Origin of the sequence: Micromonospora sp. R77 (assembly GCF_022747945.1) — a bacterium.
Taxonomy (GTDB): domain Bacteria; phylum Actinomycetota; class Actinomycetes; order Mycobacteriales; family Micromonosporaceae; genus Micromonospora.
In genome coordinates, this window is record NZ_JALDST010000001.1 from 4,221,542 (window position 1) to 4,248,392 (window position 26,851).

Genomic DNA, 26,851 nt, shown 5'->3' on the forward strand with positions numbered 1-26,851 from the left:
CCGTCGCGTAGCGTCAGAGGCATGCGCAGGAGCAGACGGTGACCCGGATCGTGGCCGGCACGCTCGGCGGCCGGCGGCTCGCCGCGCCGCCCGGCGCCGGCACCCGACCCACCTCCGACCGGGTACGCGAGGCGCTGTTCAGCGCGGTGCAGGCGCACGTGGACCTGGTCGGGGCGCGCGTCGCCGACCTCTACGCGGGCTCCGGCGCGGTCGGGCTGGAGGCGCTGTCCCGGGGCGCCGAGCACGTGCTGCTGGTGGAGTCCGACGCCCGGGCGGCCCGGGTGATCCGGGAGAACGTCGCCGCCCTGCGCGCCGCCCCGGCCGCCCGACTCGTCACCGGCCGGGTGGCCACCGTGCTCGCCGCCGGCCCGGACGGCGACCCGTACGACGTGGTCTTCGCCGACCCCCCGTACGCGGTGCCCGACGAGGAGGTCACCGCGATGCTCGCCGCGCTGGTCGACGGCGGTTGGCTGGCCCCGGACGCGCTGGTGATCGTGGAGCGGTCCAGTCGCAGCGGCCAGGTCACCTGGGTGGAGGGGATCACCGCCGAGCGCAGCCGCCGCTACGGCGAGACCACCCTTTGGTACGGTCGCCGATCATGAGACGTGCGGTCTGTCCCGGCTCGTTCGATCCGGTCACCAACGGACACCTCGACATCATCGGCCGGGCCAGCCGGCTCTTCGACGAGGTGATCGTCGGAGTGCTGGTCAACCAGTCGAAGAGCGGCCTGTTCACCGTGGACGAGCGGATCGAGATGCTCCGCGAGGTCACCTCGTCGTACGACAACGTGCGGGTGGAGTCGTTCCGCGGGCTGCTGGTGGACTTCTGCCGGGCCCAGCAGGCGAGTGTGCTGATCAAGGGCCTGCGGGCGGTCAGCGACTTCGACTACGAGCTGCAGATGGCGCAGATGAACATCGGCCTGGCCGGCGTGGAGACCCTCTTCATGCCGACCAACCCGCTCTATTCGTTCCTCTCCTCCAGTCTGGTCAAGGACGTCGCCAAGTGGGGCGGGGACATCTCCTCCCACGTCCCGGACGTGGTGCGCGAGCAGCTCCGGGCCCGGCTGACGCCGCAGCAGCCCGGCTGACCCGGCCACCGTGACGCCTCCGGCGCGACGCGCCGGGCCGGGGCGGATGGCCCACCTGTCGCCCGCGCACGACATCATTGGTGGAGCGGGAACCCGGCCGTAACCCGCATCATGTAGGTCGGCCGACGAACGACAGGAGTGAGGTACCGGTGGACCCGCTCGATCGCATCGACGAACTGATCGCCATGGTGGAGCAGGCCCGCTCCGTCCCGATGTCGCGCAACAACTGCATGCTGGACCGGGGCGAGCTGATCGCCATCCTCGACGAGATGCGCGCCGACCTCCCCGCCGACCTGCGTCGGGCCGCCGCCCTGCTGGAGGAGCGGGACAAGATCATGGAGGCCGGCAAGCGGGAGGCCGACCGGATCATCAGCGAGGGTGAGGCGGAACACGCCCGCCTGGTGTCGGTGAACGAGATCACGGTCTCCGCCGAGCACGAGGGCGCCCGGATCATCGCCGAGGCCCGGGCCGAGGCGCAGCGGCTGCGGGACGAGGTCGACGACTACGTCGACACCGCGCTGGCCAACTTCGAGCAGTTCCTCACCCGGGCGCTCGCCTCGATAGAGCGGGGCCGGGACAAGATGCACGCGCTGCGGGAGATCGGGACCTTCGCGGGCGACGAGGCGGATCGCCCGCTACCCTTCTGAGCGGCACCCCGGCAGCCGACAGGCGGGGCACCCGACGCCCCCGGTTCGACGGTCGGGTGGTCGCCCAGGTAACCTTTTTTGTCGGCCTCTCACCGGCCGGAGTCTGACTATGCCCAAACACTCGTCTTCATCACTCAACCCCAGGTCGCCGCTGGTCCTCGACACGAGGGACCTGCCGCGCCGACCTGGTGCGTTGCGTACGGTCAAGCGGGTGGTGCCGGCACCGGCGGACCTCGGCGTGGAGTTGATCGGCGTGCCGGAAGGCGCGGACCTCGACCTCGACCTGAGGTTGGAGTCGGTGTCCGAGGGCGTGCTCGTCTCCGGGACCATCACCGGTCCCGTCAAGGGCGAGTGCGGCCGCTGCCTACGCGAGATCGACGACTCGGTGGTCGTGAACGTCCAGGAGCTGTACGCGTACGAGAACAGCACCACGGACGCCACGACCGACGAGGACGAGGTGGGCCGGATGCAGGACGATCTGATCGACCTGGAGCCGGCGCTGCGGGACGCGGTGGTGCTCAAGCTGCCGACCAACCCGCTCTGCCGGGAGGACTGCCCAGGCCTGTGCCCCGAGTGCGGGGTGCACTGGGACGACCTGCCGGCCGACCACAGCCACCAGGAGATCGACCCGCGTTGGGCGAGCCTGTCGCAACTGAACCGTACAGAGGAGTAGGAACCGTGGCCGTCCCCAAGCGCAAGATGTCGCGCAGCAACACCCGGTCCCGCCGGGCGAACTGGAAGGCGGCCGTGGTCGCGACCGTGGCCTGCCCGCAGTGCAAGTCGCCGAAGCTGCCGCACGCGGCGTGCTCCGTCTGCGGCACGTACAACGGCCGCCAGGTTCTCGAGGTCTGACCTGGACGCCGAGTGACGCCCCCGACCGTGGGTCGGGTGGCGCGCGCACCCTGGCAGTCCCCCGGTGTCCCGGCTCCCTCCGACGCCGACCGCGACGCGGTCGACGGGTCGACGGAGCCGGGCACCGCGCGGATCGCCGTTGACCTCCTCGGCGGGGACGATGCTCCCGACGTCGTGGTTGACGGCGCTCTGCGGGCGGTGCGTACCGACCCCGACCTGCAGCTGCTGCTCGTCGGCCCCGCCGAGGTGGCCGGCGGGCTGATCGACGCCCTCGACCCGGCCGAACGCGCCCGGATCACGGTCCGCCCGGTGCGGACCGTCGTCGGCATGGGCGACCATCCCGTCGCCGCCCGCGGCCACAGCACCGTCCGCGCGGCGGTCACCGCGGTCCGCGACGGTCTTGCGGACGCACTCGTCTCCGCCGGCTCGACCGGCGCCACCGTCACCGCCGCCGCGCTCGGCCTGGGCCGGTGGGCGGGCGTGCGCCGGCCCGCCCTGGTGGCCACCCTGCCGGCCGTCGCCGGCCCGGTGGTCCTGCTCGACGTGGGCGGTTCGCTGGAGCCCCGCGCGGCCACCCTCGCCCGGCACGCCGTCCTCGGCGCCGCCTACGCGGCGGTGGCGCACTGCGTGGCCGCGCCCCGGGTCGGCCTCCTCTCCGTCGGCACCGAGGCCGGCCAGGGCGACCGCCTGCGCCGCGCCGCCGATCCCATGCTCGCTGCCGCGCCGCTGCCCTGCGGCGCCCGCTACGTGGGCCTGGTCGAGGGGTACGACGTCGCCCTCGGCACCCGCGCCGACGTGGTGGTCACCGACGGCTTCACCGGTAACGTGCTGCTCAAGGCGATCGAGGGCGCGTACGCGATGGCCGGCGGACCACCGGCCAGCGGCGGCGCCCCCCGGGCGGCCGCCCTGCTCGGCGTCTGCGGCACGGTGGTCGTGTGCCACGGCGCGGCCCGACCCGACGACGTCGCCTCCGGCATCGCCCTCGCCGCCCACCTGTGGCGACGGCGGGCCACCGACCTGATCTCCGGCCTGCTCGACGGCATTCCGCAGGATCCCGCACACGGCAACGAGGTAGGACCATGACGAACGACAAGCGGCGACGGGCTCCCGTCAGTCACCTGGAGGCGGCCTTCGGGGTGTCGCTCGACCCGGAGCTGCTGGAGCGCGCGCTGACCCACCGCTCGTACGCGTACGAGAACGGTGGCCTGCCCACCAACGAGCGGCTGGAGTTCCTGGGCGACTCGGTGCTCGGGGTGGTGATCACCACGGCGCTGTTCCAGAACCACCCGGACCTGGCCGAGGGACAGCTCGCCAAGTTGCGGGCCAGCGTGGTGAACATGCGCGCCCTCGCCGACGTGGCGCGCGGCCTGGGCCCGGACGGGCTCGGCGCGTACCTGCTGCTGGGCAAGGGCGAGGAGAGCACCGGCGGGCGGGACAAGGCGAGCATCCTGGCCGACACCCTGGAGGCGCTGCTCGGCGCGATCTACCTCCAGTACGGCCTGGACACCGCCGCCATCGTGATCCACCGGCTCTTCGACCCGTTGATGGCGGAGTCGGCCGGCCGGGGCGCCGCCCTGGACTGGAAGACCAGCCTCCAGGAGCTGACCGCCGCGCTGGGGCTGGGCGTTCCGGAGTACCGGATCGAGGGCACCGGGCCGGACCACCTGAAGACGTTCACCGCCTGGGTGGTGGTGGCCGGCAACCGCTACGGCGGCGCGGACGGCCGCAGCAAGAAGGAGGCCGAGCAGCGGGCCGCCGAGTCGGCCTGGCGGATGCTCACCGAGCAGGCCGAGGCCACCGCGCAGGCCGAGGCGGAGGCCACCGCGCAGGCCGAGGCGGAGGCCGCCGCGCAGGCGGAGGCGGACGCGACCGCGCACAGCGGGCGGAGACCGCCGCGCAGGCCGGGGTGGAGGCGGACGCCGCCGAGGCGGCGCCGGCCGTGCCTGAGCTGCCCGAGGTCGAGACGGTCCGGCAGGGCCTGGCCCAGTGGGTGACCGGCCGGCGGATCGCCTCGGTCGAGGTGCGGCACCCCCGGGCCGTACGCCGGCACACCCCGGGCGGCGCGCACTTCGCCGACGTGCTCGCCGACCGGACGGTGACCGACGTCCGGCGGCGCGGCAAGTACCTGTGGCTGCCGCTGGACAGCGGGGACGCCCTGATCGGCCACCTCGGCATGTCCGGCCAGCTGCTGCTCCAGCCGGTCGGCGCGGCCGACGAGCTGCACCTGCGGGTCCGGTTCCGGTTCGCCGACGACGGTCCGGAGCTGCGCTTCGTGGACCAGCGGACGTTCGGCGGGCTGTCGGTCTCCGCGGGCGGCGCGGAGCTGCCCGCCGAGATCGCCCACATCGCCCGGGACCCGATGGACCCGGAGTTCTCCGACGACGCCTTCGTGGCGGCGCTGCGCCGGCGGCGTACCGAGGTGAAGCGGGCGCTGCTGGACCAGACCCTGGTTTCCGGGGTGGGCAACATCTATGCCGACGAGGCGCTGTGGCGGGCGAAGCTGCACGGTGCCCGGCCCACCGACGCGCTGACCGTCCCGGCCGCCCGGCGGCTGCTCGGGCACGTCCGGGACGTGCTGGGTGAGGCGATCAAGCAGGGCGGCACCAGCTTCGACGAGCTGTACGTCAACGTCAACGGCGAGAGCGGCTACTTCGACCGGTCGCTGAACGCGTACGGCCGGGAGGGGGAGCCCTGCCCGCGGTGCGGTGCGCCGATCCGGCGGGAGGCGTTCATGAACCGGTCGTCGTACAGCTGCCCGCGCTGCCAGCCGCGGCCCCGGGGGACCCTCCGGGGTTGACCCCGACGGCGGCTCGGGGTTGCGCCGGTGTGCCTCGGCCGACGCTCCCGGCGCGTCCCCGGGTCCGTACCGGTAAAAGTCCTTTCTGTCCGGTTGGCCGACCCCGGTCGGACCGGCCGGCCGGTGCTTCCCGGATCGGGGACGAGCCGGGGCCGATCCCCGATGTCCGGGCCCGCCGCCCTGCCTAGCGTCAGCACCGTCGGTGCAGGACCGGCGCGAGGAGGGGGATCGGCGGGCATGGGCAGAAGACCGGTGACGGTGCGGTTGGCGCGGTGGAGTGCGGAGCACCCGTGGCGGGCCATCGGGCTCTGGGTGGTGTTCGTGGCGGTGTGCTTCGTCGGCGGCAACGCCGCGGGCCTGACCGAGGCGACGGACAGGGACATGGCGATCGGCGAGACGGGCCGCGCCCAGCTGATCGTCTCCGACGGGAACTTCGGCGAGCCGGCCGTGGAGAACGTGCTGATCACGCCGCGCGCCGGACGCTCGACCCGGCCGCGGCGAAGGCGGCGGCCGACGACGCGACGGCGCGGCTGCGGCAGGTCGCCGGGGTCGCCTCGGTCGGCACGCCGGTGCCGTCCCGGGCCGGCACCGCGCTGCTGGTGCCGGTCACCATGTCCGGCGACCCGGAGACCGCCGCCGACCGGGTGCAGCCGCTGCGGGACGCCACCGCGCAGGTCCAGGCGGCGCACCCGGGGCTGCGGATCGAACAGGTCGGCGGCCCGTCGATCAGCCGGGCCCTCGACGACACCCTCGGCAAGGACTTCAAGCGGGCCGAGCTGCTCAGCCTGCCGGTCACCCTGGCCATCCTGATCATCGCGTTCGGGGCGCTGATCGCGGCCGGCGTGCCGGTGCTGCTCGCACTCAGCTCGGTGGCGGCGGCGATGGGGCTCTCCACCCTCGCCTCGCACCTGGTGCCGGCCACCGACACCACGTCCAGCGTGATCCTGCTGATCGGCATGGCCGTCGGCGTCGACTACTCGCTCTTCTACGTGCGGCGGGAACGGGAGGAACGCGCCAAGGGCCGCTCCGGCCTGGCCGCGGTGGAGATCGCCGCGGAGACCTCCGGGCACGCCGTGGTGGTCTCCGGCTTCGCCGTGATCATCTCGATGGCCGGGCTGCTGCTCGCCAACGACGCGGTCTTCTCGTCGCTGGCCGTCGGCTCGATCCTGGTGGTCGCGGTCGCGGTGACCGGCTCGCTGACCGTGCTGCCGGCGCTCCTGGCCAAGCTGGGCCGCTGGGTCGACCGGCCCCGGGTGCCGCTGCTGTGGCGGCTCACCGCGCCGCGTACCGGGCGGGGACCGCGGTTCTGGCCGGCCGTGCTCCGACCGGCGCTGCGGGCGCCGCTGGCCACCCTGGTCGTCTCGGTGGGGCTGCTGCTCGCCCTGGCCGCGCCGGCGCTGGGCATGAAGCTGAAGTTCCCCGGCATGGAGGACCTGCCCCGGACCACGCCGGCGATGCAGGCGTACGACCGGCTCACCGCCGCCTTCCCGAGCACCGGCACCACCCACACGGTGGCGGTGCGGGCGCCCGCCGCGCAGGCCGACCGGGTGCGGGCGGCGCTCACCGACCTCGCCGGGCGGGCCGCCGCCGAGCCGATCTTCGCGCCGGCCGAGGGGACGGCCCGAAGATCATGGTGTCGGCCGACCGGCGGGTGTCGGTGCTGGAGGTGGCGACCCCGTACGCCAGCCGCACCGACGAGGCGACCCGTTCGCTGCACCGGCTCCGCGACGACCTGGCCCCCGCCGCGCTGCGCGGCGTCCCCGGCATCGAGTACGCGATCGGCGGCGGCGTCGCCGACAGCGAGGACTACGCCGCGCACATCCGGGAGAAGCTGCCCCTGGTGATGGGCTTCGTGCTGGTGCTGACCTTCCTGGTGATGGTGCTGACGTTCCGGTCGGTGGTGGTGGCGCTCACCTCGATCCTGCTCAACCTGCTCTCCGCCGGGGCCGCGTACGGGCTGCTGGTGCTGGTCTTCCAGGGCGACTGGGCCGGTGGGCTGCTCGGGTTCACCTCGATGGGGGCGATCGTCTCCTGGCTGCCGCTCTTCCTCTTCGTGGTGCTCTTCGGCCTCTCCATGGACTACCACGTCTTCGTGGTCAGCCGGATCCGCGAGGGCATCCGCACCGGCATGACCAACCGCGACGCCGTGGCGTACGGGATCACCTCGTCGGCGGGCGTGGTGACCAGCGCGGCGGTCGTGATGGTCGGGGTCTTCGCGATCTTCGCCTCGCTGAGCACGATCGACATGAAGCAGCTCGGCATCGGTCTGGCCGCCGCGATCCTGCTGGACGCCACGATCATCCGGGCGGTGGTGCTGCCGTCGGTGATGACGCTGCTCGGTGACGCCAACTGGTGGGCGCCGCGGTTCCTGCGCCCCCGGGCGGTCGTGCCGCCCGCCGACCCGCCGACGCCCACCCCGGAGCTGGTCGGCGCCCGCTGAGCGGTGCGGGCAGGGCCCCGGTCGACGCCTCGGGCATCGACCGGGGCCCTCGCCGTCACAGACAGGATTAGCGGACCTGGCGGCTGGGCATCTGGGCCGCCATGGACGAACAGCTGGAGCCGGCGGCCCGTCGTAGCGCCCCGGCAACCCCCGATTCCCCCCGGAGCGCGTCATGAGCACCGACGTGCGGACCGGCACCGTACGGACCAACGTCCCGGCCCGGCTGGACCGGCTCCCGTGGTCCCGCTGGCACTGGATGATCGTGATCGGCCTCGGCACGGTGTGGATCCTCGACGGGCTCGAGGTGACCATCGTCGGCAACCTGTCCGGCAAGCTCGCCGAGCCGGGTAGCGGCCTGGCCATCAGCCAGAGCCAGGTCACCGGCCTGGCCGCCGCGCTCTACGTGGCGGGCGCCTGTGCGGGTGCGCTCTTCTTCGGCTGGTTGACCGACCGGTTCGGCCGCAAGAAGCTGTTCCTCCTGACCCTCGGCCTCTATCTGGTCGCCACCGCGATGACCGCGCTCTCCTTCGACACCTGGTGGTTCTTCCTGTTCCGGTTCCTGACCGGCATGGGCATCGGTGGCGAGTACGCGGCGATCAACTCGGCGATCGACGAGCTGATCCCGGCGCGACACCGGGGCCGGATCGACATCATCATCAACGGCACCTTCTGGCTGGGCGCGGCCATCGGCGCGCTGCTGACCGTGCCGCTGCTCAACGGCCTGCCGACCAACCTGGGCTGGCGGGTCGCGTTCGGGCTGGGCGCGGTGCTCGGCGTGGTGATCCTGATCGTGCGCCGGCACGTCCCGGAGAGCCCACGCTGGCTGTTCATCCACGGCCGCGCCGACGAGGCGAACAAGCTGGTCGACTCGGTCGAGGCCGAGGTCGAGCGGGAGACCGGCAAGGACCTCGCCGAGGCCGACAGCTACATCGAGATCCGGCAGCGCAAGAGCACCAACTTCCTGGACATCGCGAAGACGCTCTTCGCCCGCTACCCGAAGCGGGCCGTGCTGGGCTTCTCGCTCTTCATCGGCCAGGCGTTCCTCTACAACGCGATCACCTTCGGCTTCGCCCAGATCCTGCAGACCTTCTTCGACGTCCCGCCGGGCAACAGCGGCTACTACTTCGCGGTGATCGCGGTCGGCAACCTGCTCGGCCCGCTGCTGCTGGGCCGGCTCTTCGACACCGTCGGCCGGGTGCCGATGATCGCCGGCTCGTACATCGGCTCCGGGGTGCTGCTGCTCGGCACCGCCTGGCTGTTCCACTCCGGCGTGCTCAGCGCGGTGACCATGACGGCCTGCTGGTGCGTGGTGCTCTTCTTCGCCTCGGCGGGCGCCAGCGCGGCCTACCTGACCGTCAGCGAGATCTTCCCGATGGAGACCCGGGCGATGGCCATCGCGTTCTTCTACGCGATCGGCACCGCCGCCGGTGGCATCACCGGCCCGCTGCTCTTCTCGAAGCTGGTCGGTAGCGGCAAGGTCGGCGACACCGTGCTGGCCTTCGTGATCGGTGCCAGCATCATGATCATCGGTGGCATCGTCGAGCTGGTGCTCGGCGTGAAGGCCGAGGGGAAGTCGCTGGAGGACCTGGCGACGCCGCTCAGCGCCGAGCACGGCGACATCCCGGCGCAGCGCGGCGGGTCCGGCACGCCGACCCCGGCCGCCACCACCGGCTGACCTTCGTCCCGTCCCGACGCCGCCCCCGCCCGCCCCGGCGGGGGCGGCGTCACCCTTTTCTCCGGTACGCCCACCGCCCGCCCCACCGGCTGCGCCGGCTCCCGGCCGCCCGGGTCGTCCGGTCAGGGCAGCGGGCAGGACTCCCGCCACGCGTCCAGGCTGCGGTCCTTGCGGATGGAGGCGAAGCCGTACCCGACGGTGGTGACGCAGAACGTGGCCGGGTCGCCGGTGTACTCGACGTGCAGCACCGGCTTGTGGGCGTCGGCGAAGGGCAGCAGCCGGGCGCACTCCCGCCGCCGTACGCACTCCTGGTTGACCGCGAAGTCGAAGTCCGGCGCGAGGGCGGCCACCTGCGGCACGGCGTCGACCAGACCGGGGGAGAGGCCGAGCGACCGGGCCAGCGTGGCCAGCCGGCGGTTGACCAGCAACTGGTCGTCGAAGGTGACCGGGAAGCCGGGGCGGTGGGCGTACCCGTCGGCGTCGCTGAGCGCCACCGCGCCGAAGCCCTTGCCCCGGCAGAGCCGGAACCGGTCGGCCAGCACCGGGGCGAGACTGTCCCACCGTCGTACGTCCAGCCAGCGGCTGCCCGGCCGGCCGGCGACCGGGGCGCCGCGTATCGCCACCGGCCAGCGGTTCGCGTCCGGGTCGGTCCCCGCGTACGTCCCGACGGGCACCTGGCAGACCAGCCGGCGGTGTCGGGCGCGGAGCGCGGCGGTCTCCGCGGTGGTGGTCGTCACCGGGTCGAGCAGGAAGACGTCCGCGTCGACGGTCACGTCGACCGGGCCGGTGAGCTGCCACTGCCAGCTCCGGACCGACCCGGCGGGCCAGGCGGTGGGCGTCGCGGGCTCGGCCCGGCAGGCGACCAGCGGGGTGAGCAGGACGAGCCCGAGCGCCACCGTCCGGCGCGCTCCGCGCCGGACGACCCGCGCCGGCCGGCCCGGCGGCACGGGCCACGGCAGCCGGTTCCGCATCGGCAGTTCTCCCGGGTCGCGGGCGGCCCCGTGGGCCGCCCGAGGAGGTACGCCCGTACCTCCCTCACCCGGTTGAACGACGACGCCGCCCCGGACGACGCGCGGTCAGCGCGGCGTGCCGAAGTCCTGCGTCCAGTACGGCCCGTTGCTCCGCGCCACGCCCACGCCGATCTGGGTGAACGAGCAGTTGAGGATGTTCGCCCGGTGACCGGGGCTGTTCATCCACGCGTCCATCACCGCGGCCGGGGTCTGCTGGTTCCAGGCGACGTTCTCGCCGTAGCCGCGCCAGGCGTAGCCGACCCGGTCGAGCCGCTGGCCGACGTCGCTGCCGTCGCTGCCGTCGTGCGACATGGTCCGGTGGTCGGCCTGGTCCTGGCTGTGCCGCTGGGCGGCGGTCATCAGCTTGCTGTTGACGCTCAGCGCCTTGCAGCCGGCCTTGGCCCGCTCGGCGTTGACCAGGTCGACGACCTTCTGCAGCTCGGCGGTGATGCCGGTGCCGGTGGAGGTGGTCTTCGCCTTGGTGGTGGTGCTCGGCGCGGAGCTGCGGGGCAGGTTGCGCGACGGCGCGGTGGTGCGGCTGGGCGCCGGCTTGACCGTCCGGCTGGGCGACGGGCTGGGCTTCGCGGCGCTCGGCGACGTGGTCGGCGAGGGGGCGGCCAGCGCGTCGGCCGGTGCCGACGAGGCGTCCGGGACGGCCGGGGCGGCGGCGACGGTGTCGTCCACGGTGGTGGTGTCGGAGCGCGGGTCGCTCCCCGGCAGCACCAGGGCACCCACGCCCAGGCTCACCACGAGGGTCGCCGCGGCGGCGGCCCCGCCGATCAGCAGTGGACGGGGGAAGCGCCGCCCGTTGCGGTGCCGCCCGTCGGCCGGCCCGTCCGCACCGGTGGCCCGTACGGCGGCCAGGTCCACCGGAGCGGTCCGGTCCTGCGCGGCCCGCTCGAAGGGCGCGACGGGGTAGGGCAGTTCACCGGTCCGGTCGTGCGCGGCCCGCTCGAAGGGCGCCACGGGGTAGGGCAGTTCACCGGTCCGGTCGTGCGCGGCCCGCTCGAAGGGCGCCACCGGGGGCGGCAGCTGCCCGGTCGGCTCCGACTGCCACCGGGGCGGCTCGGTGGGCTGCTGCGGCTCGTCCCCGAAGAGGTACGACGACCGCGGTTCCGGTCGGTCGGTGAGCCACGCCGGCGGTTGGTCGGTCGGGGGCTCGGGGCGCCGGGGAGCGCCGTCCGGGTCGATCGGGTCGGTCCAGCCGTACACGCCTGTCGCCTCCATGGGTGGGTTGCGGGCCGGGGTGACGCTACGGGTGGGCGGAGAGCTGCGGCAACGTGGCTAAGAAAGAGTTAAGGCGAAGTCGACTCGCGACGTGACCGCAACCACAATGCCGGGCGTACAGTAAAGGCGTCCGGACAGAGCGTGTCCGCGCCTTGTGGCAGCCCCCCGACAAGTGGTCAGGTCGACGTGGAGATGATCTACGGCCTGCGGGAACTTGACGAAGGAGGGGTTCTCGGCTCAATATATAGGTGTCGCCAGTCGCGCCCGGTCATGCCCGCATATCGTCGGGCATGAGAGCCGCGAACACCAGGGCGCGCGTTGGCCGGCCTTTCCGGCAGCGCATATCAAGGAGTCAGCATGGCGAAGGCCCTCTACGGCCACGTAGGTGCAGCGCCCGACCGGCGTCTGCTCGACGAGGTCACCCGACTGCGTGCCAGGGTTCAGGCACTGGAGTTCGAGATCACGCGTCTGCGTGCCGACAATGATCGGCTGGCGGCGGCTGCGGCGGAGGCGGACGACCTCCTCCGACTGGCCGAGCCCGCGCTGACCTGAACACCGGTTGTCAGAAAACTGAATCGCACCAACCAGGAAATCGCGCGCCGACACTGAAAGTGCCGGCGCGCAGCTCTGTCCGGACAATTCTCCGGTCCACATTTCCGATCTTGCGTGCCGGCCGGAAACAATGCGCCCGGCGGCGCGCCGCTAATTGCGATCTTGCCGCCCGCCGCCGATCCGCCGAACCGCGCGAGGTGGGTCGCGTACCGGGGTGTCGGCACTCCCGGGTTAGTCTGCGGGTTCACCAGGTCCGCGCAGCCGGCGACGGTACGGCGGCCACCGGACGAGGATCGAGAAGGTGCATCTCAAGAGCCTGACGGTGAAGGGCTTCAAGTCCTTCGCCTCCGCCACGACGCTGAAGCTGGAGCCGGGGATCACCTGCGTGGTGGGCCCGAACGGCTCCGGCAAGTCCAACGTCGTCGACGCCATCGCCTGGGTGCTCGGCGAGCAGGGCGCGAAGGCGCTGCGCGGCGGCAAGATGGAGGACGTCATCTTCGCCGGCACCGCCGGCCGGGCTCCGCTGGGCCGGGCCGAGGTCACCCTCACCATCGACAACACCGACGGCGCGCTGCCGATCGAGTACACCGAGGTCTCCATCACCCGCCGGATGTTCCGCTCCGGCGAGAGCGAGTACGAGATCAACGGTGACACCTGCCGGCTGCTGGACATCCAGGAGCTGCTGTCGGACTCCGGCATCGGCCGGGAGATGCACATCATCGTCGGGCAGGGCCGGCTCGACGGCATGCTGCACGCCAAGCCGGAGGACCGGCGGGCGTTCATCGAGGAGGCGGCCGGCGTCCTCAAGCACCGCAAGCGCAAGGAGAAGGCGCTGCGGAAGCTCGACGCGATGCAGACGAACCTCAACCGGCTGACCGACCTCACCGCCGAGCTGCGCCGCCAGCTCAAGCCGCTGGGCCGGCAGGCCGAGGTGGCCCGCCGGGCCGCCGCCATCCAGGCCAACCTGCGCGACGCCCGGCTCCGGCTGCTCGCCGACGACCTGCACACCCTGCGGACCACCCTGGACAAGGAGATCGCCGACGAGACCGCGCTGCGCGAGCGGCGCGAGGAGCTCGACGCCGAGCACGGCGAGGTGCAGTCCCGCCTCGGTGAGCTGGAGGCCGCCCTCGCCGAGGACGCGCCGCTGCTCGCCGCCGCCCAGGACACCTGGTACAAGCTCTCCGCCCTGTCGGAGCGGTTCCGCTCCATCGAGCAGCTCGCCCGGGAGCGGCTGCGCCACCTCAGCGCCACCCCGGACGACGAGCGCCCCGGCCGTGACCCCGACCAGTTGGAGGCCGAGTCGCAGCGGGTCCGCGAGCAGGAGGAGGAGCTGCGGGCGGCGCTGACCGACGACCAGATCCGGCTCGCCGAGGCGGTCGAGCACCGGCAGGAGCTGGAACGCCAGCTGGCCGCCGCCGAGCGGGAGCTGGTCGCCGCGGCCAAGGCGATCGCCGACCGGCGGGAGGGGCTGGCCCGGCTCACCGGCCAGGTCAACTCGGCCCGGGCGCGGACCACCAGCGCCGGCGAGGAGATCGAACGGCTCGCCGCCGCGCACACCGACGCGCTCGCCCGGGCCGAGCAGGCGCAGGCGGAGCTGGACGCGGTCGCCGAGCAGTCATCCGAGGCGGACCGGGACAACGCCGACCTGGACGCCCGGCACGCCGAGGCGGTGGGCGTCCACGAGCAGGCCCAGGCCGCCGTCCGGTCGCTCGCCGACGCCGAGCGCGCCGCCGAGAAGGACGCCGCCACCTGGAAGGCCCGCGAGGAGGCGCTCGCCCTCGGCCTGCGCCGCAAGGACGGCGCGGGCGCCCTGCTGGCCCGTGCCGGTGACGTACCGGGTCTGCTCGGCAGCCTGGCCGGGCTGCTCACCGTCGCCCCCGGCCACGAGGCGGCGCTGGCGGCGGCGCTCGGCGGGCTCGCCGACGCGGTCGCGGTCAGCGGCGTCGACGAGGCGGTCGAGGCGATGCGACTGCTGAAGATCTCCGACGCCGGCCGGGCCGGCCTGCTGGTGGGCAGCCCCGCCGGACCCGGCATGGACGGCCCCGCCGACGCGTTGCGCCCCAAGCTGCCCGAGCACGCCCGCTGGGCACCCGACCTGGTGGAGTGCGCCGCCGAGATCCGCCCGGCCGTGCACCGGGCGTTGCGCGACGTGGTGCTCGTCGACGACCTCGCCGCCGCCGCCGAACTGGTCGCCGACAACGCGGAACTGCGTGCGGTCACCCCCGACGGGGACGTGGTCGGGGCGTACGCGGCGGCCGGCGGGTCGGCGAAGGCACCCAGCTATCTGGAGGTGCAGGCCGCCGTCGAGGAGGCCCGGACCAACCGGCTCGCCGCCGAGCGGACCGGCGCCGAGCTGCGCGAACAGCTCGTCGACGCGCGCGCCGAGGTGGCCGTGGCGAAGGAGGCCGTGCAGCACGCGGCCGCCGCCAAGCGGGAGGCGGAGAGCCACCGCAACGCCGCCGCCCGCCGGCTCGCCGAGCTGGGCGCCGCCGCCCGGTCGGCAAAGGCGGAGACCGACCGGCTGGCGAGTCGCGGGCCCGCGCCGAGGCGGCCCGCGAACGGGACCTGCTGGCCCTGGCCGAGCTGGAGGAGCGGCTGCGCTGGCCGAGGACACCCCGATCGACGCCGAGCCGTCCACCGAGGAGCGGGACCAGCTCGCCGCGACGGTGCCGCAGGCCCGGCAGAACGAGATGGAGGTCCGGCTCGCGGTGCGTACCGCCGAGGAGCGGGTGTCCTCGATCGCCGGCCGGGCCGACTCCCTGGCGCGGCAGGCCGCCGCCGAGCGGTCCGCGCGCGAGCGCGCGGCGGCCCGGCGGGCGGCCCGCACCCGCGGCGCGGCGATCGCCCGGGCCGTGGTCGGCGGCGCCCGTGAGGCGCTGACCCGGCTCACCGTCTCGATCGGGCAGGCCGAACAGCAGCGCGACGCCGTCGCCCGGCAGCGCGCCGCGCGGGAGGCCGAGCTCCAGGAGGTACGCGGCGCGGCCAAGCGGCTCGGCGCGGAGCTGGAGCGGCTGACCAGCCAGGTGCACCGGGACGAGGTGGCCCGGGCCGAGCAGCGGATGCGGATCGAGCAGTTGGAGGCGAAGGCCGCCGAGGACTTCGGCCTCGACGTGGCCACCCTGGTCGCCGAGTACGGCCCGGACCAGCTCGTCCCGCCCACCCAGGTGGACGTCGCGGCGGCCGAGAAGGACGGCCTGCCGGTGCCCGAGCCGGTCCGGTACGAGCGCCCGGTGCAGGAGAAGCGGGCCGCCAAGGCGGAACGGGAACTGGCCCTGCTCGGCAAGGTCAACCCGCTCGCCCTGGAGGAGTTCGCCGCGCTGGAGGAACGCTTCAAGTTCCTCTCCGAGCAACTGGAGGACCTCAAGGCCACCCGGCGGGACCTGCTCACCGTGGTCAAGGACGTCGACGACCGGATCCTGGAGGTCTTCGCCAGCGCGTTCGCGGACACCGCCCGGGAGTTCGAGCAGGTCTTCACCGTGCTCTTCCCCGGCGGCGAGGGACGGCTGATCCTCACCGACCCGGACGACCTGCTCACCACCGGCGTCGAGGTGGAGGCCCGGCCCCCGGGCAAGAAGATCAAGCGGCTGTCGCTGCTCTCCGGCGGCGAGCGGTCGCTGACCGCGGTGGCGATGCTGGTGGCCATCTTCCGCGCCCGGCCCAGCCCGTTCTACATCATGGACGAGGTGGAGGCGGCCCTCGACGACGTCAACCTGGGCAGGTTGATCACCCTGCTGGCACAGTTGCGGGAGAAGAGTCAGCTGATCGTCATCACCCACCAGAAACGGACGATGGAGATCGCCGACGCGCTCTACGGCGTGACCATGCGCAGCGGGGTCACCCAGGTGATCAGCCAACGGCTCAACCGGGCCGACGACGAGCGGCCTGGCCGCGGCGAGGAGAACGACCAGTGACTCGGGAACGCGCGACCGCCCTTCTGATCGACTTCGACGGGGTGCTGCGCAGGTGGGACCCGGCGGTCGCCACAGGCGTCGAGCGGGCGTACGGGCTCTCCGAGGGGGTGCTCGGCGAGATCGCCATGTCGTGGGACGTGCTCCAGCCGGTGCTGGTCGGCAAGGTCAGTCACGCCGAGTGGATGAGCAGCGTGGCGGACGCGCTCACCCCCTCCGTCGGCGACGCCGGGCGGGCCCGGGAGGCGGTGGCCGAGTGGCAGCGCTACCGGGGCGAGGTCGACCCGGAGGTGCTCGCGTTCGTCCGCGAGGTGCGGGCGGCCGGCGTACCGGTGGGACTGGGCACGAACGCCACCGACCAGCTCGACGCCGACCTGGCGACGCTGGGGCTGGTGGGCGAGCTGGACGTGGTGGTCAACTCGTCGGTCATCGGGGTGCACAAGCCCGCGAAGGAGTACTTCCAGGCGGCCTGCGAGGCGTTGGCGACGCCACCGGCCCGGGTGCTCTTCGTCGACGACGAGCCCCGGGCGGTCGCCGGGGCCCGGGTGGCGGGTCTGTCGGCGCACCGCTGGGGCGGTCCGGGCGACCTGCGCTACCTGCGGGCGGCGCTGGCGTACTGACCGGCCGAGGTGCCCCCGGATGTGGTAGATCCCATTATCTGGTTGTCGGGGAAACGCGAGATCCCGTGGTTCGGATGAGCCGTCGGGCCGGTTTCCTGATCCGGTGAGGATGATCGGCGGGCTCAAGGCCCGCGAGGTGTCGTAGGCCCTCGGTTCACCGCAGCACGGTCCGCCGACCCGCATCAGTCGCCGGTCGCGCCGTCGATGCGTTCGCGGATCAGGTCGGCGTGGCCGTTGTGCCGGGCGTACTCCTCGATCATGTGGACGTAGACCCAGCGGAGGTTGAAGGTGCGGGTGGCGCCGTCGCTGCGGCTCATCGTGAACGTTTCGTCCAGGGACCGGCCCACGGTCACGGCGCGCGCCGCCTCGACCTCGGTCGCGAAGGTGGCGAAGGCGGTCTGCGGGTCGGCGTCGGCCGCCGCGTGGAAGTCCGCTTCGTTGTCGCTGTCGAAGTCGTACAGGTCGGGCAGGTCCGCACCGGCGAAACACCGACGGAACCAGGACCGTTCGACGTCGGTCAGGTGCAGGACCAGGCCGAGCAGGGTGAGGCCGGACGGTTCGACGCTGGGGGTCCGCAACTGCTCGGCGGTCAGACCGGCGCACTTGAGCAGCAGGGTCTGCCGGTGGTAGTCGAGCCAACCTTCGAGCATGGTGCGCTCGTCGCCGACGTACGGTTCGGTGGTCCGGGTGATCTGCGGTGCTCTCCAGGTCATGCGCGCATCCTCGCGGCCCGGTCCGACAATCGGCGGCGTCCAGGGCTGCCGGACGGCGTCGGCCGTGGGCGGCCGGGCTGAGCCGGGCCGCCACGGCCGGTCGGGAAAGGCGCGGCGTCAGTCGCCGGTGACGCCGTCGATGCGTTCCCGGATCAGGTCGGCGTGGCCGTTGTGCCGGGCGTACTCCTCGATCATGTGGAGGTAGACCCAGCGGACATTCCTGGTCTCGGCGGTGCCGTCGCGGCGCGGACGTCGGAAGGTGTCGTCCAGCGACAGGTCGGCGGCGGCCTCGCGGGCGGCCTCGACCTCGGCGGCGAAGGTGGCGAAGTCGGCCTCCGCGTCGGCGTCGGCGACGGCGTTCAGGTCGGCGTCCGGGTCCTCGTCGGACTCGTAGATGCCGGGCAGGTCCTGGCCGGCGGCCCGGATCCGGAACCACCAGCGCTCCACGTCGGCCATGTGCCGGACCAGGCCGAGCAGGGTGAGGCCGGAGGGCTCGACGCTGGGCGTCTTCAGTTGCTCGGCGGTCAGGCCGGCGCACTTGAGCAGCAGGGTCTGCCGGTGGTAGTCGAGCCAGCTCTCCAGGGACGCGCGCTCGTCGCCGTTGGTCTGTTCCTTGGTCCGGTTGATCTCCGGTGCTCTCCAGGTCATCCGGGCATCCTTGCCGACCGGTCCGACACTCCGCGACCGGTATTCGTCCGGCTCAGGGGACGACGACGACGGGCCAGCGGCCGGTGCGGACCAGGCGGGTGGCGACCGAGCCGAGCAGCCGGTGCCCGGCCTGCTCGGAGGAGCCGACCACCACCAGGTCCGCCCGGGCCTCGTCGGCCGCGTGGCAGAGTTCGGTGTACGCGTCCCCGCGCCGGCACAGGAACGTCACCGGCACGCCGAACTCCTCCGCGCCGCGCCGGCACTCCCGGCGCAGCTCGTCGGTCAGTTCGTCGTGGGTGCGCTGCACCGCCCCGGCGTCCACCCCGGGCACCAGGGCGGCGAAGCCGGCGGGCGAGCTGACGAAGACGACGACCAGGGCGGAGCCCTGCCGGCGGGCCAGGCCGGCGGCGTACCAGCCGGCCCGCTCGGAGGTGCGGGTGCCGTCCACGCCGACCAGCACCACCCGGGGCCCGTCCGTGCCGCGCTCGTACGGCAGCGGCCGGGCCTCCGGGCCGTACTCCTCGCGGTCGTCGACCGGAGTGCTCATCCGGCTCAGTCCCGGATGCCGGTGCGGACCACCGCCGCCCCGCCGCCGGCCGCGACGCCTGACTCCTCGTCCACCTGGTCGGCGAGCGGGTCACCGTTGTGCCGGCGCAGCGGGATCTCCTTGATGAAGCAGACCGCGATCAGGGCGACCAGCCCGAAGGGGGCGGCGGCCAGGAAGATGTCCCCGGCACCGTGCCCGTACGCGGACTCGACCACGGCCCGGATCGGGGCGGGGAGAGTGTGCACGTTCGGCAGGACGCCGCCGCTGCCGGAGCCGGTGCTCGGGATGCCCAGACCGGCCAGGCCGTCGGCGATGTAGCCCTTGACCTTGTGGCCGAGGATCGCGCCGAGCGCGGAGACGCCGATCGCGCCGCCCAGGGTACGGAAGAAGGCGACCACCGAGCTGGCCGCGCCGAGCTCGTGCGGGCCGACGGTGTTCTGCACGGCGAGCACCAGGTTCTGCATGGTCATGCCGAGCCCGATGCCGATCAGCGCCATGTAGATGCTCATCTGCCAGTACGGGGTGTCCGCGCGGAGCGTCCCCATCAGCGCGAAGCCGACGGTGAGCAGGGCGGAGCCGGCGACCAGGTAGCGCTTCCAGCGGCCGGTGTTGGTGATGATCCGGCCGACGACCGTGGAGGCGACCAGCAGGCCGCCGATCATCGGCAGCGTCATCAGGCCGGACATGGTCGGGCTCTCGCCCCGGCTGATCTGGAAGTACTGGCCGAGGAAGACCGAGGCGCCGAACATGCCGACGCCGACCGCGATGCTGGCGACCACGGCGAGGGTGATGGTGCGGTTGCGGAACAGCCGCGGCGGGATCATCGGCTCGGCGGCCCGGTTCTCCACCCGTACGGCGAGGACGCCGAGCAGCACCGCGCCGGCCACCATGACGGCGGTCTGCCAGGAGATCCAGTCGTACTTGTCGCCGGCCAGGGTGACCCAGATGAGCAGCAGCGAGACGGCCGCGGTGATCAGGGTGGCGCCCCACCAGTCGATCTTCGCGGGCCGCTTGACCACCGGCAGGTGCAGGGTCTTCTGGAGCACGATCAGGGCGGCGATGGCGAACGGCACGCCGACGTAGAAGCACCAGCGCCAGCCGAGCCAGTCGGTGTCGACGATGACGCCGCCGATCAGCGGGCCGCCGATGGTGCCGACGGCCATCACCGCGCCGAGGTAGCCGCTGTAGCGGCCCCGCTCGCGCGGCGTGATCATCGTGGCCATGATCACCTGGGCCAGGGCGGTGAGCCCGCCGGCACCGACGCCCTGGAGCACCCGGCAGGCGATGAGCTGCCCGGTGGACTGGGAGAGACCGGCCAGCACCGAGCCGAGCACGAAGACCGTCAGCGCGAGCTGGACCAGGATCTTCTTGCTGGTCAGGTCGGCGAGCTTGCCCCAGATCGGGGTGGTCGCGGTGGTCGCCAGCAGGGTGGAGGTGACCACCCAGGTGTACGCGGACTGACCACCCTTGAGCTCGGTGATGATCCGCGGCAGCGCGTTCGAGACGACCGTGGAGGAGAGGATTGCGACGAACATGCCCAGCAGCAGTCCGGAGAGGGCCTCCAGGATCTGCCGGTGGGTCATCTCGACGGCGGCCGTCCGTGGGGGCGCTGTCGCCTGGGTCATCGGGTGGTGCCTCCGGTGCAGAAGTCGGTACGGGTTGCCTCAGGCAACCGTAAGGCTTGGTTGCCTCAAGCAACAACTGGACGTGGTGCAGGTCTTATTCCCGCCCGTTCCGGCCCCGAACCGCTCAGAAGGTGTCGTTGAACCGGTGCAGCAGCCGGGCGAACGCCTCGACGTCCTGCTTCGGCCAACTCTCCATGGTCCGGCGGATCTGCCCCAACCGGGCCGACCGCGCCGCGTCGAAGCGGCGGGTGCCCTCCTCGGTCAGACTGAGCTGTGCGGCCCGTCGGTCGACCGGGTCCGGGTCGCGACGGACCAGGCCCAGCCCCTCCAGGCCGTTGATCTGCCGGCTGAGCGTCCCCTTGCCGATGCCCAGCTTGGTGGCCAGGTCGGTCAACCGGATCGAGCCCGACCGGCGCAGCCAGAGCAGCAGCCCGTAGGCGTTCGGCTCCAGGTTGGGGTGCACCTCCCGGGCGATCTCCCAGGACAGCGCCCGGCCGCGACGCAGCAGCGCGGTCAGCTCGTGCTCGACCGCGCGCAGGGTCTCCGGCAGGTGCTCGTCGTCCACAGCGGAGAGCGTACTCAGGCGTCGTCGGCGAGCCGCCGTCGCGCCACCGGACGGAGGTGGCCGTCGCTGGTGGTCCCCTCGATCACCACGTCGGCGGTCCGCCCCCGGTGGGTGAGGGTGGCCACCGCGTTGCCGAAGTAGGGTCCGGCCAGCTTCTTCCACCGCACCACCGGCCGGCGTACCCCGGCTGAACGGGCCATCGCCCGGGTGGCTGCCGCCGGGCCGGATGACCAGCCCAGCTTCATCAGCGGGCGCATCCCCGCCGGCACCTGGTTGTGGATCGGCGAGCAGGTGAGCTGGTGCACCGGTGTCCGGACGGTCGGATCGGCGAACCGGGCCCGGGCCACGTACGAGTGGTGCACGTCACCGGAGAGCACGCTGATCGACGCCGGTGGCGCGTACGCCGGCCCGGCACCCACCCGGGCCCCCGGCGCGGCGGGCGCACCGCTGCCGAGCCGGGCGAAGAGCTCGCCGAGCGCCTGGAACGAGCGGTTGAACGACGCCCAGTGCTCCAGGTCCCAGGCCCGCCGCATCTGCTCCGCTGCCTTCGCCACCCAGGGCCGGCGGGAGTCGGCGAGCTTCTCGTTCCACGCCTCGACGTGGTGGATGCCCGGCGGCAGCAGCCAGGGCAGCGAGGCGCCCACCACCAGGTGGTCGTAGACGCCGTGCGCCCGGTCCAGGAACCAGGACCACTCGCCGGGCGGCAGCATGGCCCGCTGGCCCGGCACCAGCACCCGGCTGGACCGGTTGTCCAGCATCACCAGGCGGGTCCGGCCCAGGTCCAGCGCATAGCTCCACTGGTACTGCACGGCCCGCCAGCGCTCGGTGTCGTGCGCCACGTCGGCCTCGGTGTCGACCCGCTCGCCGAACTCGTGCAGCACCGCCGTGGCGTCCTCGGCGGCGGTGACCTTCGCGTAGAGCGGGTCGGCGGCGATCTCGTCCGGGCTGAGGTTGCCCAGGTGCTGGTAGACCCAGTAGGAGGCCAGCCCGCTGCGGATCCGCTCGGCCCACCAGGGCTGCTCGCGCATGTCCGCCCGCCACGACGCGGAGGTGTTCCAGTCGTCGATGACCTCGTGGTCGTCGAAGATCATCACGCTCGGCACGGTGGAGAGCAGCCAGCGGATCTCCGGGTCGCGCCAGGACTCCAGATAGAGCTTGGTGTACTCGTCGAAGCTGACCACCTGGGTGGCCGGGGCGCCCTTCGGCCGCCGCCGGCGCCGCTTGAGCAGCCGGCGCACCGTGGGCGAGGTCTCGTCCGCGTACACCTGGTCGCCGAGGAGCACCAGCAGGTCCGGCCAGGCGGCCGGCTGCGGGTCGGCCATCAACCGCCGGGCGTACGCGTCGAGCGCGTCCGGGGGCAGCTTGCGCGCGGTGGAGTGCTGGGTGGTCTCCCGGCACGAGCCGAACAGCAGGGTCACCGGCTGGTCCCGGTCGTCGGCCGCCCGGGTCCGGATCACGCTGGGCGGGAAGCCGCTGTCGGGCACCGGCCAGGCGACCTCGTCGTCGATCAGCACCTCGTAGCTGGTGCTGCTGTCCGGGGCGAGCCCCTCGACGACCACGATCGCGTAGTGGTGGTCGTACGCGGAGAAGGTCGGCGCGGTGCCGGTGGCGCCGTCGGCCGTGCGGACGGTGACCACGGCGGGCGCGCTGGTCTCGACCCAGACGGTCGCCCGCGTGTCGACGACCCGGCGCAACAGCGGGCCGATGAGCAGGCGGGGACTGGGCACAGCGCACCTCCGACGAAGATCGTTTGGGCCATTTCCTACCCGGCCGGCGGTTGCGGTACGCCTTCCAGCGGCGAGCGTACCCGCAGCTCGGCCGGGTGCCGAGGCGGTGAGTGGGACGCCGTCGCCGACATCTGACAGGATTTCGGCATGAAGGAATACCTCCTCGTCGCACTCGCCCTGCTCGGCGTGCTGATCCTCGGTGGCCTCAGCCTGGTGGTGCCTCGGCTGCGCCGGCGGCCCGAGCCGCCGCTGCCCGAGACGGAGGTCGACACCCGGGCCGAGGAGGACCTGGCCGGACCGCCCGTCGAAGCGGCGGAGTCCGACCTCTCCACCGGCATCCTGGTCGAGCCGCCACCGGTGGTCGAGGCGCCCGCGCCCACCATCGAGGTCCCCGAGCCCACCGCCGGCCGGCTGGTCCGGCTGCGCTCCCGGCTGTCCCGCTCGCAGAACGTCTTCGGCAAGGGCCTGCTCGGCCTGCTCAGCCGCGACCACCTCGACGAGGACACCTGGGAGGAGATCGAGGACAGCCTGATCACCGCGGACGTCGGCATCGACGCCACCCGGGACATCGTCGACCGGCTCCGCGAGCGCACCCGGGTGCTCGGCACCAAGTCGGCCACCGAGCTGCGCGCCCTGCTCGCCGCCGAGCTGGTCAACGCCCTCGACCCCACCCTCGACCGCTCGCTGAACACCGCCGGCAAGGACGGCGTGCCCGCCGTGCTGCTGGTCGTCGGCGTCAACGGCGCTGGCAAGACCACCACCTGCGGCAAGATCGCCCGGGTGCTGATCGCCGACGGCCGTACCGTGCTGCTCGGCGCGGCCGACACCTTCCGCGCCGCCGCCGCCGACCAGCTGGAGACCTGGGGCGGTCGGGTCGGCGCGGAGACCGTCCGCGGGCCCGAGGCCGCCGACCCGGCCAGCGTCGCCTTCGACGCGGTCAAGCGGGGCATCGACACGGGAGTCGACACCGTGCTCATCGACACCGCCGGCCGGCTGCAGAACAAGGTCGGCCTGATGGACGAGCTGGGCAAGGTCAAGCGGGTGGTGGAGAAGCACGGCCCGATCGACGAGACGCTGCTGATCCTCGACGCCACCACCGGCCAGAACGGCCTGGAGCAGGCCCGGGTCTTCACCGAGGTGGTGAACGTGACCGGCGTGGTGCTGACCAAGCTCGACGGCACCGCCAAGGGCGGCATCGTGATCGCCGTGCAGCGCAAGCTCGGCATCCCGGTGAAGCTCGTCGGCCTCGGCGAGGGCCCGGACGACCTGGCCCCGTTCGACCCGGCGCAGTTCGTCGACGCGCTGCTCGGTACCGAGCCGCTCGCCCGGGACGCGTAGCCTCGAGTGACGACCGACGATCGCGCCTACGGCGGGTGGCGCGACCCCAGCCACCTGTCGCCGCGCCTCGGGAGACCGTACGTGACTTCGCAGGAGATCCCGCTGCACGGCGGGAACGTGAGCACCGTGGTCCGGGTGGGCGACACGGTCCGGCGCAATGCCGGCCCCTGGACCCCCTCGGTGCACGCCCTCCTGCGCCACCTGGAATACGTGGGCTTCACCGGGGCCCCCCGCGCGCTCGGCATGGACGAGCGCAACCGGGAGGTCCTGTCGTACCTGGAGGGGGAGTGCGGGGAATACCCGCTCGCCCCGCACTGGGTCACCGACGAGGCCCTGGTCACCGTGGCGACCATGCTGCGGATGTTCCACGACGCCCAGTACGGCTTCACCCCGCCGCCGGGGGCGGTCTGGCGCTCGTTCGGCCCGCCCCCGCCGGACACCGAGGTGATCTGCCACCACGACGCCGCCCCGCACAACGTGATCTGGCGGCCGGACGGCACGCTCGGGCTGATCGACTTCGACCTGGCCTCGCCGGGTGCCCGGATCTACGACGTGGCGTACGCGGCGTGGACCTGGGTGCCGATCTTCTCCGACCGGGACTCGATCACCCTCGGCTGGAAGCACCCGGACCGGCCGCGCCGGCTGCGGCTCTTCGCCGACGCGTACGGGCTGATCCCGCGGGACCGGCACCGGCTGATCCGGACCATCCGCAAGCGGATCGTCGACCACGTCGAGGGGATCCGCCGGATGGCGGCGGCCGGTGAGCCGGCGTTCGTCCGGATCGTGCACAAGGGTCACCTCCGTCGCCCGATGCGCGACCTGCGGCTGCTCGACTACGAGCGGCACGCCCTGGAGCACGCGCTGCGCTGACGCTGCCCCGCCCCCGGAAAGAGTGGCCGAACGGCCACTCTTTCCGTTTCCGGGTTCCAAGATCGGCGTTCTTCACACGCCGGAAACAACCCGTCACGACCCGGAAATCGAGCGGTGTCGGTGAAGGAAACAGCCGCCGAGCAAGCTTCCGCGCATCCGGCGTACGGGCGACGCTGCCCCGGAAGCCGCGAAGGAGGGAACTTCACCTTTAGGAGGCCAGCGTGCCTGAAGCACCGACGATCGACGGCGGCAACACCGTTTGGCTGCTGGTTTCGACCGCTCTCGTGCTGCTCATGACCCCGGGACTGGCGCTGTTCTACGGCGGCCTCAACCGGGCCAAGGGCGTGCTCAACATGATGATGATGAGCTTCTCCGCCATCGGGCTCATCTCCGTGCTGTGGTGGTTCTACGGATTCAGCGTCGCCTTCGGGACCGACGTGAACGGCTTCTGGGGCGACCCGGGGGCATACCTGGGCACCAAGACGTTCCTCGCCGAGACCGACCTGTGGGGGGCGACCGCCGAGAACCCCAGCGGCATCGGCGTCCCGCTCTATGTCTTCATGGCGTTCCAGATGGTCTTCGCGGTGATCACCGTCGCGCTGATCAGCGGCGCGCTCTCCGACCGGACGAAGTTCGCCGGCTGGCTGATCTTCGCCTTCGGCTGGGCCACCCTGGTCTACTTCCCGGTCGCCCACTGGGTGTGGGGCGGCGGCATCATCGGCGCCAAGCTGCACGCGCTCGACTTCGCCGGCGGTACGGCGGTGCACATCAACGCCGGTGCGGCGGCGCTCGGCGTGGCCCTGGTGCTCGGCAAACGGGTCGGCTGGCCCCGGGAGGGCATGAAGCCGCACAACATCCCGCTGGTCGCGCTCGGCGCCGGCCTGCTCTGGTTCGGCTGGTTCGGCTTCAACGCCGGCTCGGAGCTGACCGTCGACTCGGTCGCCGGTCTGGCCTTCCTCAACACCCAGCTCGCCATGGCGGCGGCGGTGCTCGGTTGGCTCGCCGTCGAGTGGATCAAGGACAAGCGGCCGACCATGGTCGGTGCCTCCTCCGGCGCCGTCGCCGGCCTGGTCGCCATCACCCCGGCCTGCGGTTTCATCGCCCCCTGGGCGTCGGTCCTGCTCGGCATCGTCGCCGGTGCGGTCTGCGCCCTCGCCATCAGCCTGAAGTACAAGCTCGGCTACGACGACTCGCTCGACGTGGTGGGCGTGCACTTCGTCGGCGGCTGGATCGGGTCGCTCTGGCTCGGTCTCTTCGCCACCACCTCGGTCAACGGCGCGATCAGCGACGTGGTGGGCGCCTCCGACGGACTCTTCTACGGTGGCGGTCTGACCCAGCTCGGCCGACAGGCGCTGGCCGGTCTGATCGTGACGGTCTGGTCCGGCGGCGTCGCCTGGCTGCTCGCCTTCGCGATCGAGAAGACCATCGGCTTGCGGGTCAGCGCCGACGCCGAGGTCGAGGGCATCGACGTGGCCGAGCACGCGGAGAGCGCGTACGACCTGTCGCCCACCACGGGCAGCAGCGCGGGCGGCGCGTTCGCCATGGCCGGGATCGGCGCCACCCGGCCGGCCCCGGGCTCCGCCGAGCCGGCGGACGAGCCCGCCGAGCCGGTCAGCGAAAAGGTCGCCGGTTAACGTTCCAGGGATGGAGGGGTTGGACATGAAACTGGTGACCGCGGTCATCAAGCCGTACCAGCTGGACGCGGTGAAGGAGGCCCTGCACGCCCTCGGCGTGGCCGGCCTGACCGTCAGCGAGGTCCAGGGGTACGGCCGGCAGAAGGGGCACACCGAGGTCTACCGGGGTGCCGAGTACACGGTCGAGTTCCTGCCCAAGATCCGGGTCGAGGTGCTCACCGACGAACTGGACGTCGACAAGATCGTGGACGCGATCGTCGGCGCGGCCCGCACCGGCAAGATCGGCGACGGCAAGGTCTGGGTCACCGCCGTCGAGGAGGTAGTCCGCGTCCGCACCAACGAACGCGGCCTCGACGCCCTCTGACAGGA

22 protein-coding genes and 3 pseudogenes are annotated in these 26,851 nt (G+C 72.9%); 17 read left to right on the top strand and 8 right to left on the bottom strand.

The genetic code is table 11. The features are described 5' to 3' along the window. The first annotated feature begins 38 nt into the window (after positions 1 to 38). The 10 genes and pseudogenes from rsmD to MRQ36_RS20015 all read left to right on the top strand — a co-directional run bounded on the left by rsmD (position 39) and on the right by MRQ36_RS20015 (position 9,498). Positions 39 to 602: a 16S rRNA (guanine(966)-N(2))-methyltransferase RsmD gene (gene rsmD / locus MRQ36_RS19965; protein WP_242797593.1), complete on the top strand. Its 564-nt coding sequence runs from the start codon at positions 39 to 41 to the stop codon at positions 600 to 602. Next, positions 599 to 1,087 (top strand): pantetheine-phosphate adenylyltransferase, encoded by a 489-nt coding sequence (gene coaD / locus MRQ36_RS19970; RefSeq protein WP_242797595.1) that lies wholly within the window; start codon positions 599 to 601, stop codon positions 1,085 to 1,087. The genes rsmD and coaD overlap by 4 nt, the downstream gene beginning before the upstream one ends. Before the next feature lie 149 nt (positions 1,088 to 1,236). Continuing rightward, positions 1,237 to 1,734 (top strand): hypothetical protein, encoded by a 498-nt coding sequence (locus tag MRQ36_RS19975; protein WP_242797597.1) that lies wholly within the window; start codon positions 1,237 to 1,239, stop codon positions 1,732 to 1,734. Positions 1,735 to 1,843: 109 nt separating this feature from the next. Next, positions 1,844 to 2,407 (top strand): DUF177 domain-containing protein, encoded by a 564-nt coding sequence (locus tag MRQ36_RS19980; protein WP_242797599.1) that lies wholly within the window; start codon positions 1,844 to 1,846, stop codon positions 2,405 to 2,407. Positions 2,408 to 2,412: 5 nt separating this feature from the next. Further along, the gene (gene rpmF / locus MRQ36_RS19985) at positions 2,413 to 2,586 is read left to right on the top strand and encodes a 50S ribosomal protein L32 (RefSeq protein ID WP_088646032.1); all 174 of its coding nucleotides are present in this window, start codon (positions 2,413 to 2,415) and stop codon (positions 2,584 to 2,586) included. A gap of 132 nt (positions 2,587 to 2,718) precedes the next feature. Then, a complete protein-coding gene (locus MRQ36_RS19990) occupies positions 2,719 to 3,669 on the top strand; it encodes a phosphate acyltransferase PlsX (protein ID WP_242801233.1) in 951 nt (316 codons plus the stop codon). Continuing rightward, a pseudogene (gene rnc, locus MRQ36_RS19995) lies at positions 3,666 to 4,379 on the top strand (ribonuclease III); the annotation flags it as partial. The gene MRQ36_RS19990 and the pseudogene rnc, both read left to right, overlap by 4 nt. Positions 4,380 to 4,525: 146 nt before the next feature. Then, positions 4,526 to 5,383: a bifunctional DNA-formamidopyrimidine glycosylase/DNA-(apurinic or apyrimidinic site) lyase gene (gene mutM, locus MRQ36_RS20000; protein WP_242797603.1), complete on the top strand. Its 858-nt coding sequence runs from the start codon at positions 4,526 to 4,528 to the stop codon at positions 5,381 to 5,383. 237 nt (positions 5,384 to 5,620) lie between these two features. Next, positions 5,621 to 7,823 (top strand): annotated as a pseudogene (locus MRQ36_RS34485) (MMPL family transporter). Between the two features lie 172 nt (positions 7,824 to 7,995). Beyond that, the gene (locus MRQ36_RS20015) at positions 7,996 to 9,498 is read left to right on the top strand and encodes an MFS transporter (RefSeq protein WP_242797607.1); all 1,503 of its coding nucleotides are present in this window, start codon (positions 7,996 to 7,998) and stop codon (positions 9,496 to 9,498) included. 122 nt (positions 9,499 to 9,620) lie between these two features. On the opposite strand, the gene MRQ36_RS20020 is transcribed toward MRQ36_RS20015, so the two are convergent. Together MRQ36_RS20020 and MRQ36_RS20025 are read right to left on the bottom strand one after the other, a co-directional pair. Then, complete coding sequence (locus tag MRQ36_RS20020; RefSeq protein ID WP_242797609.1) at positions 9,621 to 10,469, bottom strand: endo alpha-1,4 polygalactosaminidase; 849 nt, start codon at positions 10,467 to 10,469, stop codon at positions 9,621 to 9,623. Positions 10,470 to 10,574: 105 nt separating this feature from the next. Next, positions 10,575 to 11,735, bottom strand: a complete 1,161-nt coding sequence (locus MRQ36_RS20025; RefSeq protein ID WP_242797611.1) for a CAP domain-containing protein — start codon at positions 11,733 to 11,735, stop codon at positions 10,575 to 10,577. A 357-nt stretch (positions 11,736 to 12,092) separates the two neighbouring features. On the opposite strand from MRQ36_RS20025, the gene MRQ36_RS20030 reads away from it, so the two are divergent. The 3 genes and pseudogenes from MRQ36_RS20030 to MRQ36_RS20040 all read left to right on the top strand — a co-directional run bounded on the left by MRQ36_RS20030 (position 12,093) and on the right by MRQ36_RS20040 (position 16,815). Beyond that, positions 12,093 to 12,287, top strand: coding sequence for a hypothetical protein (locus MRQ36_RS20030; protein WP_007456482.1), 195 nt, complete (start codon positions 12,093 to 12,095; stop codon positions 12,285 to 12,287). A 301-nt stretch (positions 12,288 to 12,588) separates the two neighbouring features. Further along, a pseudogene (smc, locus tag MRQ36_RS20035) lies at positions 12,589 to 16,198 on the top strand (chromosome segregation protein SMC). Continuing rightward, entirely contained in the window at positions 16,195 to 16,815 is a 621-nt protein-coding gene (locus MRQ36_RS20040; RefSeq protein ID WP_242797613.1) for an HAD family hydrolase, read from the top strand. The pseudogene smc and the gene MRQ36_RS20040 overlap by 4 nt, the downstream one beginning before the upstream one ends. 182 nt (positions 16,816 to 16,997) lie before the next feature. Here MRQ36_RS20040 and MRQ36_RS20045 read toward each other — a convergent pair whose 3' ends face one another. The 6 genes from MRQ36_RS20045 to MRQ36_RS20070 all read right to left on the bottom strand — a co-directional run bounded on the left by MRQ36_RS20045 (position 16,998) and on the right by MRQ36_RS20070 (position 22,640). Then, positions 16,998 to 17,528, bottom strand: a complete 531-nt coding sequence (locus tag MRQ36_RS20045; protein WP_242797615.1) for a DinB family protein — start codon at positions 17,526 to 17,528, stop codon at positions 16,998 to 17,000. A 117-nt stretch (positions 17,529 to 17,645) separates the two neighbouring features. Next, positions 17,646 to 18,176: a DinB family protein gene (locus MRQ36_RS20050; protein ID WP_242797617.1), complete on the bottom strand. Its 531-nt coding sequence runs from the start codon at positions 18,174 to 18,176 to the stop codon at positions 17,646 to 17,648. Between the two features lie 52 nt (positions 18,177 to 18,228). Then, positions 18,229 to 18,723 carry a universal stress protein gene (locus tag MRQ36_RS20055; RefSeq protein WP_242797619.1) on the bottom strand — a complete coding sequence of 165 codons (495 nt, stop codon included), beginning with the start codon at positions 18,721 to 18,723 and terminating at the stop codon, positions 18,229 to 18,231. Between the two features lie 5 nt (positions 18,724 to 18,728). After that, complete coding sequence (locus tag MRQ36_RS20060; RefSeq protein WP_242797621.1) at positions 18,729 to 20,348, bottom strand: MDR family MFS transporter; 1,620 nt, start codon at positions 20,346 to 20,348, stop codon at positions 18,729 to 18,731. A gap of 124 nt (positions 20,349 to 20,472) precedes the next feature. Continuing rightward, positions 20,473 to 20,913: a MarR family transcriptional regulator gene (locus tag MRQ36_RS20065; RefSeq protein WP_242797644.1), complete on the bottom strand. Its 441-nt coding sequence runs from the start codon at positions 20,911 to 20,913 to the stop codon at positions 20,473 to 20,475. 14 nt (positions 20,914 to 20,927) lie between these two features. After that, on the bottom strand, positions 20,928 to 22,640 hold the full coding sequence (locus MRQ36_RS20070) for an alkaline phosphatase D family protein (RefSeq protein WP_242797645.1): 1,713 nt from the start codon (positions 22,638 to 22,640) through the stop codon (positions 20,928 to 20,930). A 147-nt stretch (positions 22,641 to 22,787) separates the two neighbouring features. Here MRQ36_RS20070 and ftsY point away from each other — a divergent pair, with 147 nt between their 5' ends. The 4 genes from ftsY to MRQ36_RS20090 all read left to right on the top strand — a co-directional run bounded on the left by ftsY (position 22,788) and on the right by MRQ36_RS20090 (position 26,846). Then, positions 22,788 to 23,978 carry a signal recognition particle-docking protein FtsY gene (gene ftsY, locus MRQ36_RS20075; protein ID WP_242797646.1) on the top strand — a complete coding sequence of 397 codons (1,191 nt, stop codon included), beginning with the start codon at positions 22,788 to 22,790 and terminating at the stop codon, positions 23,976 to 23,978. A gap of 6 nt (positions 23,979 to 23,984) precedes the next feature. Continuing rightward, positions 23,985 to 24,848, top strand: coding sequence for an aminoglycoside phosphotransferase family protein (locus MRQ36_RS20080; RefSeq protein WP_242797648.1), 864 nt, complete (start codon positions 23,985 to 23,987; stop codon positions 24,846 to 24,848). Positions 24,849 to 25,069: 221 nt separating this feature from the next. Next, positions 25,070 to 26,482 (top strand): ammonium transporter, encoded by a 1,413-nt coding sequence (locus tag MRQ36_RS20085; protein WP_242797650.1) that lies wholly within the window; start codon positions 25,070 to 25,072, stop codon positions 26,480 to 26,482. 25 nt (positions 26,483 to 26,507) lie between these two features. After that, complete coding sequence (locus MRQ36_RS20090; RefSeq protein ID WP_242801235.1) at positions 26,508 to 26,846, top strand: P-II family nitrogen regulator; 339 nt, start codon at positions 26,508 to 26,510, stop codon at positions 26,844 to 26,846. Positions 26,847 to 26,851: the final 5 nt, after the last annotated feature.

Coding starts and splice junctions, on each gene's coding strand:
- MRQ36_RS20055 (WP_242797619.1), bottom strand. CDS start 18,723: ATGAGCACTCCGGTCGACGACCGCGAGGAGTACGGCCCGGAGGCCCGG.
- MRQ36_RS20030 (WP_007456482.1), top strand. CDS start 12,093: ATGGCGAAGGCCCTCTACGGCCACGTAGGTGCAGCGCCCGACCGGCGT.
- MRQ36_RS20015 (WP_242797607.1), top strand. CDS start 7,996: ATGAGCACCGACGTGCGGACCGGCACCGTACGGACCAACGTCCCGGCC.
- MRQ36_RS20050 (WP_242797617.1), bottom strand. CDS start 18,176: ATGACCTGGAGAGCACCGGAGATCAACCGGACCAAGGAACAGACCAAC.
- MRQ36_RS20060 (WP_242797621.1), bottom strand. CDS start 20,348: ATGACCCAGGCGACAGCGCCCCCACGGACGGCCGCCGTCGAGATGACC.
- MRQ36_RS20090 (WP_242801235.1), top strand. CDS start 26,508: ATGAAACTGGTGACCGCGGTCATCAAGCCGTACCAGCTGGACGCGGTG.
- ftsY (WP_242797646.1), top strand. CDS start 22,788: ATGAAGGAATACCTCCTCGTCGCACTCGCCCTGCTCGGCGTGCTGATC.
- MRQ36_RS20025 (WP_242797611.1), bottom strand. CDS start 11,735: ATGGAGGCGACAGGCGTGTACGGCTGGACCGACCCGATCGACCCGGAC.
- MRQ36_RS19980 (WP_242797599.1), top strand. CDS start 1,844: ATGCCCAAACACTCGTCTTCATCACTCAACCCCAGGTCGCCGCTGGTC.
- MRQ36_RS20020 (WP_242797609.1), bottom strand. CDS start 10,469: ATGCGGAACCGGCTGCCGTGGCCCGTGCCGCCGGGCCGGCCGGCGCGG.
- MRQ36_RS20045 (WP_242797615.1), bottom strand. CDS start 17,528: ATGACCTGGAGAGCACCGCAGATCACCCGGACCACCGAACCGTACGTC.
- coaD (WP_242797595.1), top strand. CDS start 599: ATGAGACGTGCGGTCTGTCCCGGCTCGTTCGATCCGGTCACCAACGGA.